The sequence below is a fragment of the Novosphingobium sp. PC22D genome (genome assembly GCF_002556635.1).
Classification (GTDB): domain Bacteria; phylum Pseudomonadota; class Alphaproteobacteria; order Sphingomonadales; family Sphingomonadaceae; genus Novosphingobium.
The window spans coordinates 59,394-73,606 of record NZ_MWMO01000012.1; the positions used below are offsets into that span (position 1 = coordinate 59,394).

The 14,213-nt window shown below is 67.8% G+C and carries 15 protein-coding genes and 1 riboswitch; of the genes, 5 read left to right on the forward strand and 10 right to left on the reverse strand.

The annotated features are described in order from the left end of the window. Window positions 1–17 precede the first annotated feature (17 nt). Both dprA and plsY read right to left on the reverse strand, forming a co-directional pair. On the reverse strand, window positions 18–1,136 hold the full coding sequence (gene dprA / locus B2G71_RS16615; RefSeq protein ID WP_098107757.1) for a DNA-processing protein DprA: 1,119 nt from the start codon (window positions 1,134–1,136) through the stop codon (window positions 18–20). Continuing rightward, window positions 1,133–1,717, reverse strand: coding sequence for a glycerol-3-phosphate 1-O-acyltransferase PlsY (plsY, locus tag B2G71_RS16620; protein WP_098107758.1), 585 nt, complete (start codon window positions 1,715–1,717; stop codon window positions 1,133–1,135). Before plsY ends, dprA begins: the two co-directional genes overlap by 4 nt. A gap of 112 nt (window positions 1,718–1,829) precedes the next feature. Here plsY and murI point away from each other — a divergent pair, with 112 nt between their 5' ends. The 3 genes from murI (at window position 1,830) to hemA (ending at window position 4,730) form a co-directional block, all read left to right on the forward strand. After that, window positions 1,830–2,642, forward strand: a complete 813-nt coding sequence (gene murI / locus B2G71_RS16625) for a glutamate racemase (protein WP_240530194.1) — start codon at window positions 1,830–1,832, stop codon at window positions 2,640–2,642. Next, window positions 2,642–3,427 carry a hypothetical protein gene (locus tag B2G71_RS16630; RefSeq protein ID WP_098107761.1) on the forward strand — a complete coding sequence of 262 codons (786 nt, stop codon included), beginning with the start codon at window positions 2,642–2,644 and terminating at the stop codon, window positions 3,425–3,427. Before murI ends, B2G71_RS16630 begins: the two co-directional genes overlap by 1 nt. Window positions 3,428–3,515: 88 nt before the next feature. Then, a complete protein-coding gene (gene hemA, locus B2G71_RS16635) occupies window positions 3,516–4,730 on the forward strand; it encodes a 5-aminolevulinate synthase (protein WP_098107763.1) in 1,215 nt (404 codons plus the stop codon). Window positions 4,731–4,820: 90 nt separating this feature from the next. Here the strand turns inward: hemA and B2G71_RS16640 are convergent, their stop codons facing one another. The 8 genes from B2G71_RS16640 to B2G71_RS16675 all read right to left on the reverse strand — a co-directional run bounded on the left by B2G71_RS16640 (window position 4,821) and on the right by B2G71_RS16675 (window position 12,628). Beyond that, window positions 4,821–5,687 (reverse strand): DUF5694 domain-containing protein, encoded by an 867-nt coding sequence (locus tag B2G71_RS16640; RefSeq protein WP_141521591.1) that lies wholly within the window; start codon window positions 5,685–5,687, stop codon window positions 4,821–4,823. Window positions 5,688–5,787: 100 nt separating this feature from the next. Next, window positions 5,788–6,357 carry a TMEM165/GDT1 family protein gene (locus B2G71_RS16645; RefSeq protein WP_098107766.1) on the reverse strand — a complete coding sequence of 190 codons (570 nt, stop codon included), beginning with the start codon at window positions 6,355–6,357 and terminating at the stop codon, window positions 5,788–5,790. A gap of 12 nt (window positions 6,358–6,369) precedes the next feature. Then, window positions 6,370–6,554: riboswitch (yybP-ykoY riboswitch) on the reverse strand. Window positions 6,555–6,586: 32 nt separating this feature from the next. After that, a complete protein-coding gene (locus tag B2G71_RS16650; RefSeq protein WP_098107768.1) occupies window positions 6,587–7,327 on the reverse strand; it encodes an MBL fold metallo-hydrolase in 741 nt (246 codons plus the stop codon). A 117-nt stretch (window positions 7,328–7,444) separates the two neighbouring features. Further along, entirely contained in the window at window positions 7,445–8,647 is a 1,203-nt protein-coding gene (locus B2G71_RS16655) for a decarboxylase (protein WP_098107769.1), read from the reverse strand. 370 nt (window positions 8,648–9,017) lie between these two features. After that, window positions 9,018–10,220, reverse strand: a complete 1,203-nt coding sequence (locus B2G71_RS16660) for a carboxynorspermidine decarboxylase (RefSeq protein ID WP_098107771.1) — start codon at window positions 10,218–10,220, stop codon at window positions 9,018–9,020. Next, entirely contained in the window at window positions 10,220–11,005 is a 786-nt protein-coding gene (locus B2G71_RS16665; protein ID WP_168176392.1) for an alpha/beta hydrolase, read from the reverse strand. Before B2G71_RS16665 ends, B2G71_RS16660 begins: the two co-directional genes overlap by 1 nt. Beyond that, window positions 10,995–11,405: a hypothetical protein gene (locus tag B2G71_RS24345; RefSeq protein ID WP_206049433.1), complete on the reverse strand. Its 411-nt coding sequence runs from the start codon at window positions 11,403–11,405 to the stop codon at window positions 10,995–10,997. The genes B2G71_RS16665 and B2G71_RS24345 overlap by 11 nt, the downstream gene beginning before the upstream one ends. After that, window positions 11,405–12,628 carry a saccharopine dehydrogenase family protein gene (locus B2G71_RS16675; RefSeq protein WP_098107774.1) on the reverse strand — a complete coding sequence of 408 codons (1,224 nt, stop codon included), beginning with the start codon at window positions 12,626–12,628 and terminating at the stop codon, window positions 11,405–11,407. The genes B2G71_RS24345 and B2G71_RS16675 overlap by 1 nt, the downstream gene beginning before the upstream one ends. Window positions 12,629–12,679: 51 nt before the next feature. Here B2G71_RS16675 and B2G71_RS16680 point away from each other — a divergent pair, with 51 nt between their 5' ends. Together B2G71_RS16680 and B2G71_RS16685 are read left to right on the forward strand one after the other, a co-directional pair. Next, the gene (locus B2G71_RS16680) at window positions 12,680–13,657 is read left to right on the forward strand and encodes a pyridoxal-phosphate dependent enzyme (RefSeq protein ID WP_098107776.1); all 978 of its coding nucleotides are present in this window, start codon (window positions 12,680–12,682) and stop codon (window positions 13,655–13,657) included. Window positions 13,658–13,709: 52 nt separating this feature from the next. Further along, complete coding sequence (locus B2G71_RS16685) at window positions 13,710–14,138, forward strand: MAPEG family protein (protein ID WP_098107777.1); 429 nt, start codon at window positions 13,710–13,712, stop codon at window positions 14,136–14,138. Window positions 14,139–14,213: the final 75 nt, after the last annotated feature.

Below are 14,213 nucleotides of genomic sequence, written 5' to 3' on the forward strand. Positions count from 1 at the left end.
GCCTCGCCGCGATGCCGTCAAGAGGCGAGCGAGACCCGCCCCCCGGCATGACGGACGAGGCGGCCGCCCAGCTCGAGTTCGAGCAAGGCGAGCTGGACCGCGGGCGGCGTTTCACCGCTCTGGCGAATAATTTCGTCGACCGTGATCGGCGCGGTGGAGAGCAGGCCCGCGACATCGGCGGGATCGCTGTCGGCGATCTCCTGCGGCACGAAGCCGGTCGGCGCCGCCTCGCGGAACGTCGAGCGCGGCGCGCCGTCGAAGCCGGAAAGCAGCTCGATCACGTCCGCGGGCTCCTGCACAAGGACCGCGCCGTCGCGGATGAGCTGGTTGCAGCCGCGCGAACGCGAATCGAGCGGCGAGCCGGGGATGGCCATGACCTCGCGCCCCATCTCGCCCGCGAGCCGCGCGGTGATCAGCGAGCCCGACTTGGGCGCGGCCTCGACCACAAGCGTGCCGGCCGCGAGCCCCGCGATGATCCGGTTGCGCGTCGGAAAGTGCCTCGCGAGCGGCTCGGTCCCGGGCGGCTGCTCGGCGATCAGCAGGCCGCGCGCGGCGATCTCTTCCTGCAAGTCGGCGTGCTCGGGCGGATAGGCGATGTCGATTCCGCTGGCGATGACCCCGATCGTCGCGCCGTCCGCGCCGCCCGAGGAAAGCGCTCCCTTGTGGCCCGCGCCGTCGATCCCGCGCGCGAGCCCCGACACCACGACCAGCCCGGACGCGGCCAGCGCCGCGGCAAACTCACGCGCAAGCTTGACCGCGCCGCCCGAGGCATTGCGCGCGCCGACGATCGCGACGCAGGGCCGCGCCGCGATCGTGGCATCGCCGCGCACGATCAGGATCGGCGGCGCCCCGTCGCACTGGGCGAGCAGCGGCGGATAGTCGGGCGAATCGTGAAACAGGTAGCGCGCGCGCGCCTTGCGGACGGCGGCGACTTCATCGGCCACGCGCGCGGCGTCGGCCGGGCGGTAGGCCTTGCCGCCGCGGCTGGCGATTTCGGGGAGCGAATCGATCGCCGCGAGCGCCGAACCGAAGCGCGCGAGCAACAGGCCGTAGCTGACCGGTCCGACATTGGGCGAGCGCAGCAGGCGAATACGCGCGAAAGCCTCGTCCCGCGAGATCGAGGCCGGCTCGCTCACGCCGTGCCGCCGCCGATGCGCGGTTCGGTTCCGGCGCGCAGGCGGGCGATGTTCTCGCGGTGCTGGACGAGCACAACCAGCGCGATCAGCGCGAGCACCGCGGCCGCGTCCCGATCGCCGCTGGCAAGCGCCGCGACCGGCGCCGCGACCGCGGCCGTCATCCCGGCCACTGAGGAAACCCGTGTCGTACCGAGCAGGATCAGCCACACGAAGGCATAGAGCAGCCCCACCGGCCAGGCGAGGCCGAACGCCACGCCCGCCGTCGTCGCCACGCCCTTGCCGCCGCGAAAACCCAGCCAGACCGGAAAGCAATGCCCGAGAAAAGCGCCGAAGGCCGCGGCGGGCTCGGCGCCGGGCAGGAAGCGGGCGGCGAGCAGCACGGCGGCGAGACCCTTGGCGAGGTCGAGCAGCAGGGTCACCGCGGCAAGGCCCTTGCGGCCGGTTCGCAGCACGTTGGTCGCGCCGATGTTGCCCGAGCCGATGGCCCGCAAGTCGCCCGCACCGGCAAGGCGGGTGATGAGCAGGCCGAACGGGATCGCTCCCAGCAGGTAGCCCAGCAGCAGGCCGAGAATCCATTCCATGGGCGACGTCTTAGCGTCGCCGCACGGATTGGCTAAGACTTATTGCCGAAACCGCCGCCGTGGTTCTAACAGGGCCGCCCTTCAGAGCCTTGCGGAAAGCGTCCCACGCCTCGTGTCCACCACTCCAGACCCGTCGGCCCCCATCCTGCTCTTCGATTCCGGAGTCGGCGGCCTGACGGTGCTCGAGGCGCTGCGCGCGATCCTGCCCCAGGCGCCCGTGGTCTATGTCGCGGACAATGCCGGACTGCCCTACGGCTCCAAGACCGAGGCGCAGATCGCCGCGCGCGTGTGCGGCCTGCTCGGCCGCCTGACCGAGCGGCTCGCGCCGCGGCTGGTATGCATCGCCTGCAACACCGCATCGACCATCGCGCTGGGCATGGTGCGCGAGGTGCTCGAAGTGCCGGTCGTGGGCACCGTGCCCGCGATCAAGCCTGCCGCGGCGCTGACGAAGACGGGCGTGATCGGCCTGCTCGGCACCGCGGCGACCATCCGGCAGGAGTACGTCGACCGACTCGAGGCCGCGTTCGCCAAGGGCAAGACCTTGCTGCGCTACCCCGCCCCGCAACTCGTCGCCTGCGCCGAGTCCAAGCTGCGCGGCAAGGCTCCGGACCGCGCCGTCATCGCCGAGGCGGTGGAGGGGCTGAGGCGCCAGCCCGGAGGCCCGGCAATGGATACGCTTGTGCTCGCCTGCACCCATTTTCCGCTGCTCGAGCCCGAACTTGCCGAGGCGCTGGGCGATGGGGTGCGCATGGTTCACGGCGCCGAAGGCATCGCGCGGCGAATCGCGCATCTGCTCGAAGATCAGGAATTCGTGCGTGCCGAAGCGGACGAGATCATCTTCACCGCGCATGTCGAACCGGGCGAACTCGCTTCCCGGCTGGCCCGTTACGGCCTGGAAAGGATGTCGGTCCAGTGCAAAGGCTGATGAACCTCCTCCTGGTGCTGGCGATCGTGCTCGTGGTGCCGCCGTTCTACTGGTATTTTCTCGATACCTCGCCCGGCGACGCAAGGCCCAAGCCGATCACGATCGCGGACCTGCGCCGCCTCGCGGCCGAGCCCCAGGGCGAAGCGCCGAGCGCAATTCGCTATGCCATCGTCGGCATCGACCATCGCTTCGGCAACACCGTGGCGGCGGGAACCGGGCTGCGTACGGTCGCCCTGCCCAGCTATGTCTTCGCGATCGAGCGAGCGGACGCGCCGCCGATCTACGTCGATGCGCGGCGGCCCGACCCGCTGAGCGGCGACGACGATCTCGCCCTGCCCGACGCGCGCGGGCTCGGCTTCGCCACCGCGACGAACGCGGGACTGCTCGCCTCTCGGGCAATAGGCTCCCCCCAGGCCTCGGAAGCGCCCGGCAGGACCGACGACACCAGCCCGCGGGCGCTCGCTCGCGGCGTGGTGCTCATTCCGGTCACGGGTCTGGGCGATATTCACAACATGCTCTTCATCCGCACCGAGGCGGACCGCGAATACCTGCTGACCGGTCGCGTCGCCCAGGTCCGGGCGAACTGGGCGCAAGGCCATGTCCAGTCGCGCTACCTGACCACGTTCGAGGAACCGGCGGACAGGGGCGAACTCACCGCATGGCTGGCGACGATCCGCAAGCTGCGGCGCGAGGCTCCCGGACTCGAGGTGGTGGAAGGGCACGCGGCATCGCTGCCGCGCGGATTGGCCCGGAACGGGGAGCCGTCGGAGGCCGCCGTCCGATAATTGCTGGAAATCAATGTGCGGATGGGATAGAGGGTGCACGCGACGGACCGGCCAAGTCGCCAAGATATTGCGGGACGGATTTTCTTTCGTGAACTACGACCAGATTTTCGACCAGGCGATCGAACGCCTGCATTCCGAAGGCCGCTACCGGGTCTTCATCGACATCCTCCGCAACAAGGGCGCGTTCCCCAATGCGCGCTGCTTCGCCGGCCACAACGGCCCGAAGCCGATTACCGTGTGGTGCTCGAACGACTATCTCGCGATGGGCCAGCACCCCAAGGTCATCGCGGCCATGGAAGAAGCGCTGCATGACGTCGGCGCCGGTTCGGGCGGAACCCGCAACATCGGCGGCAACACCCATTACCATATCGAGCTCGAGCACGAGCTGGCCGACCTTCACGGCAAGGAAGGCGCGCTGATCTTCACTTCGGGCTATGTCTCGAACGACGCCACCTTGTCGACGCTCGCCAAGCTGCTGCCGGGCTGCGTGATCTTCTCCGACGAGCTGAACCACGCCTCGATGATCGCGGGCATCCGCAATTCGGGCTGCGAGAAGCGGGTCTTCCGTCACAACGACCTCGCGCATCTCGAGATGCTGCTGGCCGAGACCGATCCCGCGCTACCCAAGCTGATCGCGTTCGAGAGCGTCTATTCGATGGACGGCGACGTTGCCCCGATCCACGCGATCTGCGATCTGGCGGACAAGTACAACGCGTTGACCTACATCGACGAAGTCCACGCCGTCGGCATGTACGGCAAGCGCGGCGGCGGCATCTCCGAGCGGGACGACGCGGCCGGCCGCATCACCATAATCGAGGGCACGCTGGGCAAGGCGTTCGGCGTGATGGGCGGCTACATCGCCGCCGACACCAAGATCATCGACTGCATCCGCAGCTACGCGCCGGGCTTCATCTTCACCACCTCGCTCTCCCCGGTGCTCGCCGCCGGCGTGCTCGCGGCGGTCAAGCACCTCAAGTCCTCGAGCGAGGAGCGCGAGGGCCAGCAGGCGGCGGCCGCGATGCTCAAGGCGATGTTCCGCGACTCGGGTCTGCCGGTGATGGATTCGACCACGCACATCGTCCCGCTGATGGTCGGCGATCCGGTCATGGCGAAGAAGATCAGCGACATCCTGCTCGCCGAATACGGCGTCTACGTGCAGCCGATCAATTTCCCCACCGTGCCGCGCGGCACGGAGCGCCTTCGCTTCACCCCCGGCCCGGCGCACACCGAAGACATGATGCGCGAACTCACCTCGGCGCTCGTCGAGATCTGGGACCGCATGGAGATGAAGCTGGCCGCCTGATCGGGCGATCCGGCTTCCCGCCGGCCGCTGTGGCAGGGAACGGCCCGCCACGCCGCTCTGATCCCCGTCCGACCGCGGAAGGGCCGCGCCTCAATCCGCGGCGGGCGGGATTTGCGCCGCGCTTTCGAGCAGCGGCATGGGATCGGCAAACCGGAAGCCCGGCGTCTCCTCGACGAAGTGCCGCAGCCAGTACACGTGGCCCGAGCCGACCAGTACCAGCACCTTCTCGCCGGGCCTGGCGATCAGGCCGAGCTTGGCGAACATCTTGGCATTGCGCATGTACCACATGGCGTTGAGCACCGCCCCCGGCTGGTCCCGCGCGTCGCCCACCGGGATCAGCCCGTAGTACAGCCGCGCATGCATCGGCAGCACGCGGGCCGGATCGTTCTCGCGCGCGAGCATGGCAGCGATCGAGGCCGTCTTCTGCAGCCGTTCGGTCTCGGCCGCCGAGCGGCGCACCTCGTCGAACAGCGCGGCGACACGGGCGGTCTGACCGTGGCCGTCGGCATAGGCCTGGACCTTGTCGAACGGGAAATAATCGGGCTCGCCCTCGCCCGGCTGCTCGTCGAAACCGTAGACATTGTCATGCCCGAGGCGCCGTGCGAGGCGATAGCCGATCTGAACGGTCTCGTTGCGCTGCGTCGCCAGGTCCGCCTCCGTGAAGCGCGCATAGGCTGGGACCGACAAGTCGGGCTCGCCGGACTGGTATTCGACCGCGATACGATCCGGCTTCCATTCCGCGAGAACCCGCGCCAACGCCGCCAGTTCCGCCTGCCGGCGCGGCGCCAGCACGTCGTCGGCCGCTATGTTGACCATGTCGCGGCCGGGATTGGCGAAGTGATAGGTGCCAACCACCATGACCGTCACCGCGTTCTGGTCGGCATCGGCCTGCGCCGCTCTTGCCGGCATGATCGTGCCGAGGATCACCATGGCCGCGAGCCAAGCCCTGAGTGCCAATCGCCGTCTCCCTCCGTCATGCCGATCAGTCTAGGTTCGCGCGGTGCGCGCGCCCAGCGCGCTCGTCGATGCCACTCGGCTCCCGATCGATCGGATGCGCTCAGATCAGGCCCATGGTCTGCACCAGCAACCACAGGCCGATGGCGAGAAACAGCAGCGCGGCAATGATCCGCACCAGCCCCAGCGGCACGCGCGCGACCAGCTCGTTGCCGAGGAACACCGCCGGGACATTGGCGATCATCATCCCCAGCGTCGTGCCCGTCATGACCGCCAGCACGCTGTCGAAACGCGCGCCGAGCGCGATCGTCGCGACCTGGGTCTTATCGCCCATCTCGACGAGGAAGAAGGCGACCAGCGTCGTCAGGAAAGCGCCGAAGCGGGCGGGCTTGTCCATGTCGTCGTCGATCTTGTCGGGGATCAGCGTCCAGGCGGCCATGGCGATGAACGAGAAGGCGACGAGATAGCGAAACCATGTCCCGTCGAGCCAGGACGCGGCCTGCTGGCCAACCAGCGCGGCAAGGAAGTGGTTGGCGAGCGTGGCGACCAGGATCCCGGCGACGATCGGCCAGGGCCGGGCGAAACGCGTCGCCAGCACGATCGCGAGCAACTGCGTCTTGTCGCCGATCTCGGCGAGCGCGACGACGGCGGTGGAGGTGAGAAGAGCTTCCAAGGACAAGTCTCCAGGCCGGGCGGTTTCGAAACGCAACGGCACGTGTCCCCCCGCCCGGCCGGACGAGGATCTCCGCGCCATTGGTCTCGCCCGAACGGTTTCCCGTCCCGCATGCGCCATGGCCTCTCGACCAAGTATGTTGACGCAAGCGCCCGCCGGTTGCGGCGGCTGGCTACTCCCCAGATGACGGGGCCAGACCTAGCCGGGGCCGCGCCATCATGCAACCGTGCTAGTCGATCGGAAGAACGAGCCCGTCTTCCGCGCAGAGGTAGCGGGGACGGTCGGGATGCCCGAGCATGTCGTCGCTCATGTGCGTGAGGATCAACCGTCGCGGACCAAGCTCGGCCAGATGCGCCTCGATCTCGGCGAGGCCCAGATGTGTAGCGACCCGGCGCTCGCGGAAATAGGCCTCGGCGATGAACAGGTCGGCATCGCGGGCGATCGGCACGAGGCCGTCGGTCCATTCGCCGTCGCCCGTATAGGCGACCGCCCTGCCCTCGGCCTCGACGCGCACCGCCAGGCACGGCGCGTCGAGCGCCCCGTGCCGCGCCTGCGCCGCATGAACCGTGACGCCTTCGACCTCGCACGATGTCCCCGCCGCGATCTCGACCAGTCGGACCTCGAACTTGCGCGCGGCGCCCGACGAGCCCGGAAAGGCTGTCTCCATGACGCGGCGGTACCACTCGCCCAGCCCGACCGGTCCGACGATCGTCAACGGGTCTCGGCGCCGGGCGAAGAACTGCGCGTCGAGAATGAAGAACGGCACTCCGCCAAAGTGGTCGGCATGGAAATGAGTGACGACGATCATGCGGATCGCGTTGCGATCGACCTGCTGCTGCTTCATCGCGACCAGCGAGGACGCGCCGCAGTCGATCAACAGGTTGGTCGTCTCGCCCACCACCTGGAAGCAGGTATTGAAGCGGCCGCCCGACCCGAAAGCGTCCCCGCAGCCGATGAAACGCACATGCATCGCTCACTCTCCTCGACGCGAGGGACTAGCGCAGCGCGGCGATCGGACAACAAAAAAGACCCATCCGCGGGGCGATGCCTACGGATGGGTCGTGATCCTGATTGCCGAACGCGGCGGTCAGCGCAGACTGACGACGTTGTCCGAAACGCGCGGGTCCTTGCGACCGGTATAGAGGCTCGCCATCGGCTCGTCCGTGACGATCACCGCGCCGCCCTGGCCGAAGCCGTTGAACGCGGTACGCATCGCCGCGCCATAGGCGCCGAGCATGCCGATCTCGATGAAATCGCCCGCCGCGATATCCGCCGGCAGAAGGAACGGGCCTTCCATGTAGTCGGCATCGTCGCAGGTCGGCCCGTAGAAGGCGAAGTCCTCGAGCGCGCCGGTGCGGTCCTCGTCAAGGCAGCGCACCGGGAAACGCCACGCGACGTGCGCGGCGTCGTAGAGCGCGCCGTAGGCACCGTCATTGATGTAAAGCTCGTTGCCGCGGCGCCGCTCGACCTTGACGATCAGCGAGTTGTACTCCGCGCACAGCGCCCGGCCCGGCTCGCACCACAGCTCGGCGTTGTAGGCGATCGGCAGCGATTCGAAGTGGCGGTGGATGATCGAGAAGTAGTCCTCGAGCGGCGGCGGCTCCATGCCCGGATAGACCGACGGGAATCCCCCGCCGACATCGACCATGTCGACGACGACGCTGGCCTCGGCGATCGCCGCGCGCGCGCGGTCGAGCGCCTGGACATAGGCGAAAGGCGTCATCGCCTGGCTGCCGACGTGGAAGCACACGCCAAGCCAGTCCGCCACCTGCCGCGTCGCCTGGAGCAGCGGCGCGGCATCGGCGAGATCGATGCCGAACTTCGATGCGAGGCTCAGTTCCGAAAATTCCGAGGAGACGCGCAAACGCACGCACAGGCGCAGGTCCCTCGCCGCATTGCCCTCCGCATCGCTCGTCGCCGCGACGATCTTTGCCAGTTCCTCGTGCGTGTCGAGGCTGAAGGTGCGCACGCCGTGGACCTTGTAGGCCTCGGCAATCGCGCTCGCGGTCTTGACCGGATGCATGAAGCACAAGGTCGCTTCGGGCAGCGTGGCGCGCACCAGGCGCACCTCGGCGATCGACGCGACGTCGTAGTGGGTGATGCCCGCGCTCCACAGCACCTTGAGCAGATCGGGCGAGGGATTCGCCTTCACCGCATAGAGCGACTTGCCCGGAAACCTCGTGGCGAAGAAGCGAGCGGCGCGCGCCGCGGCATGCGGGCGGTTCAGAATGACGGGTTCGTCGGGCGCGAGGGCCCGAACTACAGCCGGTGCATCAAGGTGATTGTGCAACTCAAGGGACCCCCAAACGGATAGTTAGACAAGAGCTGCCTTGCGGTTTGGAAGTCCCCTTGGGGCAGCGGAGGGCGGATATAGGTCCGATGGTGCGAAGTGCAAGTTAAAAACGGGCCACTTCACAAATCTGTCACATAGTCGGGCAATTGCCTCCACGGATGACGTGCAGACAAGGAAAACCCTAAACGAAGCAACGGTTTGCACGAGACAACTCCCAGGTACATACCCTTGCTCCGGAGACGGCCGCCAGATGCCGTCTGCACAAGAAGCGCGGCCCTAGCAGACTCGTTTCCGCGAATCGCCCCTGGCGGGACTGACCGGGCCTGTGCTGAGACGGATCGTGCGCCTTGCCTTGTCCGGCAGACGGTCACGACAGCCGATCCCGGAAATCCTCGTAGTCAAATTGGCGGATGCGCTCGAGCTGATCGGTCTCCGAATCCCATAGCCAGATCGACGGGAGCGGCACGCCGTTGAACGTGGTCGTCTTCACCATAGAGTAGTGCGCCTGGTCGAGGAAGGCGAAGCGCTGCCCCGGCTCGGCCGGAACCGGCAGCGCGTAGTCGCCGATCACGTCGCCCGCGAGGCATGAGGGACCACCCAGCCTTATGCGGCCGCCCTGTGCCTCGTCGACGAGCTGCGATTCGTCGACCGGCGTCTCGCCGAGCATCGCCGGCCGGTAGGGTGCCTCGATCACGTCGGGCATGTGGCAGGTCGCGGAAACGTCGGTGATCGCCAGCGGCATGCCGTTGAACCCCGTGTCGAGGATCGTGCCGACAAGGATACCCGCGTCGAGCGCGACCGCCTCGCCCGGCTCGAGATAGATTTCCGCGCCGGTATCCTCCTGCATGTCGAGCAGGAACCGGACGAGTTCCTCGCGCTGGTAGTCCGAGCGGGTGATGTGGTGGCCGCCGCCCAGGTTGATCCAGCGAAACTGGCCGAACCACGGTTCGAGGAAATCGAACGCCTTGTCCCAGGTGCGCTCGAGCGGGCGGAAATCCTGCTCGCACAAGGTGTGCATGTGGATGCCGTCGACCAGTTCGACATGCTCGTCGGTGAGCTGGCTGATCGGGAAGCCAAGGCGCGAATGCGGCGCGCACGGATCGTAACGCGGAACTTCACCTTCGGCATGCAAGGGATTGACCCGCAAACCGATATCGAAGTCATCCCCACGCGCCCGCGCCGCCTCGATGACGGCGCGCATGCGCTCGATCTGCTGCGGCGAATTGAAGATCACGTGATCGGACAGGCGCAGGATCTCGTCGAGGTCGTCGGGCTTGTAGGCGGCGCAGTACGTCGCGATCTCGCCATCGTAAAACTCGCCCGCGAGCCGCGCTTCCCACAGGCCCGAGGTGCATACCCCGTCGAGGTATTCGCCGATGATCGGCGCGGTCGACCACATCGAGAAGGCCTTGAGCGCGGCGAGCACCTTCACTTGCGCCGCGTCGCGCACCTCGGCGAGGATGCGCAGATTGTCACGCAGCTTAGCGGCGTCGACGACGAAGGCAGGGCTGTCCACCCGCGAGAGATCGAACTGCGCGAAGGCGCCCGGATCGCCTGCTCTGGTTTCCATCAGGTCATGTCCTCCAGCCAGCCTTCGACGAGGCCGGCGAATCGTTCAGGGTCGGTTTCGGGCAGCATGTGGAACGCGCCCGCGACTTCGACCAGCTTCGCGCCCGGGATCGCCGCCGCGACGGCGCGCGAAGGCACCGCGAACATCGCACGCGTGTGCTCGCCCATGGCGACGGTCACCGGGCAGGCGATCCGCGCGAGATCGGCGCTGGCGATCGCTGCGGGCGGCTGCCCTCGCCCCATCAGCAGCGGCAGCACGCGCAGGCTGTCACGATAGAGCGACTGCCGCGCCGGGGACAAGGCATCGTAATCGCCGGGACGCGCCGAATTGTCGAAGATCGTGCGCATGGCGGCCGCTTCGTCGCCCGCTTCAAGCGCGGCAATGACCGGCGGGAAGGCCGCCGCGCCGTCGGCAGCGAAGGCGGCGCGCTCGGCTTCGTCATCGACATAGCTGTCGAGGCTCGGCTCGTAGAGCGCAAGCGAGGTGAAGAGCTCTGGCCGCCGGATCGCAGCGAGAAGCGCGGGATGGCAGCCGAACGACCAAGCCACCAGCGTGACCGGCCATTCCATAGCGGCCTCGACATAGCTGATGATATCGCGTGCGTGCCGATCGGTGCCGAAATCGGTGCCGTCACCCGGCCACTCCCCTGCCCCGAAGTAGCTGAGCGTGATCGCGCGCGCGTCGCGGCCCGCCGCCATGGCGTCGATCACCGGGGTCCACACACGCGCGTCGCCGGGTGCGCCGTGGATGAAGAGAGCTTGCGCCGCCGGCACGCTAGTCGACACAGATCGCGTAGGCGGGCCGGCCGCCGACGATCTCGGCATAGCAGCCAAAGAGCTTGTCGTCCTTCTGGCAAGAGCCCGCCGCCCGTTGATCCGCGGCCCCCGGCGAACCAACGCACTTGCCCTCGCACTGGGCCGAATCGGTGCAGATCTTGCCGCCGTCGGCATAGGCGTGGACGCACGTTTCGGCTCCGACCATGCCGCGCCGCTCGACCGTGCCGCCCGAAGCCTCGCACGCGGCGCGCTTCTCGGGCGTCATCGTGCGCTGAAACGGGCTCGCCTGCCCACGCTCGGTGGCGGGCGCAGCGGATGTGGCCGCCGAGCCGCCCTGCTGACCCGGCGGCGCCTGCTTGGCGCAAGCCGCGAGCGCGAGCAGGGCGAACAGGAGGGCGAGCGCGCGCATCAGAACGGCAGCGGCTCGGCGAGTTCCTCGCAAGTCCACGGCAGGCCCTGCTCATTGAGCATCGCCATGAAGGGATCGGGATCGAACTGCTCCATGTTGAACACGCCGCCCTCGCCGCCCGGGCCCTTCCACTTGCCGGTCACGAGCATGGCCGCGCCGATCATCGCCGGAACGCCGGTCGTATAGCTCACCGCCTGGTTGCCGGTTTCCGCATAGGCTTCCTCGTGATCGCAGATGTTCTTGATGTAGAACGTCTTCTCACCCGATCCGTCGAGCGCCTCGCCGGTCGCGATATCGCCGATGTTGGTCTTACCCTTGGTCGTCGCGCCAAGCGAGGCGGGCTCGGGCAGCACCGCCTTGAGGAACTGCAGCGGAATGATCTCCTGCCCGTTGTACAGCACCGGGTCGATCCGCGTCATGCCCACGTTCTGCAACACGGTGAGGTGCTGGATATAGGCATCGCCGAAAGTCATCCAGAAGCGCGCACGCTCCATCTCCGGTACGAACCTGGCGAGGCTTTCCAGCTCCTCGTGGTACATCATGTACATCGTCTTGGGGCCCACGCCCTCGAAGTCGAACGACTGCTTCTTGCCCATCGCCGGGCTCTCGACGAACTCGCCGTTCTGCCAGTGCCGCGCGGGCGCGGTGACTTCGCGGATGTTGATCTCGGGATTGAAGTTGGTGGCGAAGGGTTGACCATGGTCGCCGCCGTTGCAGTCGAGGATGTCGAGCGTGCGAATGGTCCTGAGCTTGTGCTTCTTGAGCCACATCGCAAAGACGCTGGTCACGCCGGGGTCGAAGCCCGAGCCAAGCAGCGCGGTAAGCCCGGCTTCCTTGAAGCGATCGTGGTATTCCCACTGCCACTTGTACTCGAACCTGGCGACGTCCTTGGGCTCGTAGTTGGCGGTGTCCATATAGTTGGTGCCCGTCGCCAGGCATGCGTCCATGATCGCGAGGTCCTGGTACGGCAGCGCCAGGTTGACGACGAGTTCGGGACCGATGCTCTCGATCAGCTTCGAGGTCGCCGCGACGTCGTCGGCGTCGATCGCGTAAGTCGAAATGGCGATCCCGGTGCGTTCCTTGACCGACTCCGCGATCGCCTCGCACTTGGCGACGGTTCGGCTGGCGAGATGGATGTCGGTGAAGATATCGGGGTTCATCGCCATCTTGTGGACCGCGACCGAACCGACGCCGCCCGCGCCGATCACCAGAACCTTGCTCACATCGTTCTCCTTTGTCGCCTTTGCGCGAAGGGCCGGATATAGGCCCGCTGCATGACAACTCAACCGACGCGCGCTCCGACCCGCGCAGGCGTGCTGCGGGCCGCCGAAAAGGTGGCGGCGATCCTGCCGCCGACGCCGCTGCTTCCGCTCGAAGTGGACGGACGCACGATCTGGTGCAAGGCCGAGTGCCTCCAGCCGGTCGGCGCGTTCAAGATCCGCGGCGCGTGGCACCGCCTCACGGCGCTGTCCGAGGCCGAGCGCGCGCGCGGCGTGGTCGGCGTCTCGAGCGGCAACCACGCCCAGGGCGTCGCCTGGGCCGCGCGGCGTCTCGGCATTGCCGCGACGATCGTGATGCCGTGCGACGCCCCGCAGGTGAAGCTGGCGAACACCCGCGCGCTCGGCGCCGAAGTGATCCTCTACGACCGCCCCGGCGGCGAGGATCGCGACGAGGTGGCCGAGCGTATCCGCGCCGAGCGCGGGGCCACGCTGGTCCATGCCTTCGGCGACCCGTGGGTCATCGAGGGACAGGGCTCGGTCGGAGTCGAGATCGCGGCGCAGATGCAGCCGCTGGCCGACGGCGCGCCCGACCTGCTCGTCACCCCCTGCGGCGGCGGCGGGCTCACCGCCGGGCTCGCGCTCGCCTGTCCCGACGCCGCGATCGTTCCGGTCGAGCCCGAGGGATGGGACGACGTGGCGCGCAGCATCGCGGCCGGAGAGATCCTGCCGGTCGGGCCGGATGCCCCGCCAACCGCCTGCGACGCGCTGCAGACGCTGGCGACGCGACCGGTCAATTTCGAGGTGATCCGCGAGCGCTGCGCCTTCGGTCTCGGCGTGACGCCCGCCGAGGTGCGCGCGGCGCAGCGGCTCGCCTTCTCGCGCCTGAGGCTGGTGGTCGAGCCGGGCGGCGCCGCCGCGCTCGCCGCCGTGCTGGCTGGCAAGGTCGAACCCGGGAAACGGACCGCCGTTGTCCTCTCGGGCGGCAATACCGATGGCGAGACTTTCGCACGCGTGATCTCGGGCAGCGATTGACAAGCTTTGCCGCCGCGCCGAGCCTTGGAAGAAGACTGAGAGGGAAATTTCAATGACGGGAATGGCGATCCTGCAACCGGTGGTCGCGCTGGCCGCCTGGACCATGGTCATGTGGTTCTGGCTCTACGGCACGCGCATCCCCGCCCTGAGCGCGGCGAAAGTCGATCCCGACGATCTCGTCCACGATCCGACCAAGGATCTCGACAAGGTGCTGCCGCCGCAAGTCATGTGGAAGGCGCACAACTACAACCACCTGCACGAAGCGCCGACGGTGTTCTACGCCGTCGCCATCGTCCTTGCCATGATCGGCCAGGGCGACGGCATCAACGCCCAGGCGGCGTGGGTCTACGTCGTGCTGCGGGTAATCCATTCGCTGATCCAGGCGACGGTGAACCGGGTGACGATGCGCTTCACCGTCTTCGCGCTTTCGAGCTTCTGCCTGATGTTCCTCGTCGCGCGCGCGGCGATGGCGATGTTCTGACGCTGCGCTCAGAAGCAAAGCCGATCGCCTGGGCGCCATCGGCCGAGCGCCATCGCCCGAGCGAATGTGCGCGCG

What these genes read in the sequence shown, in the direction of transcription:
- B2G71_RS16660 (WP_098107771.1), bottom strand. Translation starts at nt 10,220, where the DNA reads ATGGAAACCAGAGCAGGCGATCCGGGCGCCTTCGCGCAGTTCGATCTC.
- B2G71_RS16630 (WP_098107761.1), top strand. Translation starts at nt 2,642, where the DNA reads ATGAACCTCCTCCTGGTGCTGGCGATCGTGCTCGTGGTGCCGCCGTTC.
- B2G71_RS24345 (WP_206049433.1), bottom strand. Translation starts at nt 11,405, where the DNA reads ATGCGCGCGCTCGCCCTCCTGTTCGCCCTGCTCGCGCTCGCGGCTTGC.
- B2G71_RS16650 (WP_098107768.1), bottom strand. Translation starts at nt 7,327, where the DNA reads ATGCATGTGCGTTTCATCGGCTGCGGGGACGCTTTCGGGTCGGGCGGC.
- B2G71_RS16680 (WP_098107776.1), top strand. Translation starts at nt 12,680, where the DNA reads ATGACAACTCAACCGACGCGCGCTCCGACCCGCGCAGGCGTGCTGCGG.
- B2G71_RS16685 (WP_098107777.1), top strand. Translation starts at nt 13,710, where the DNA reads ATGACGGGAATGGCGATCCTGCAACCGGTGGTCGCGCTGGCCGCCTGG.
- plsY (WP_098107758.1), bottom strand. Translation starts at nt 1,717, where the DNA reads ATGGAATGGATTCTCGGCCTGCTGCTGGGCTACCTGCTGGGAGCGATC.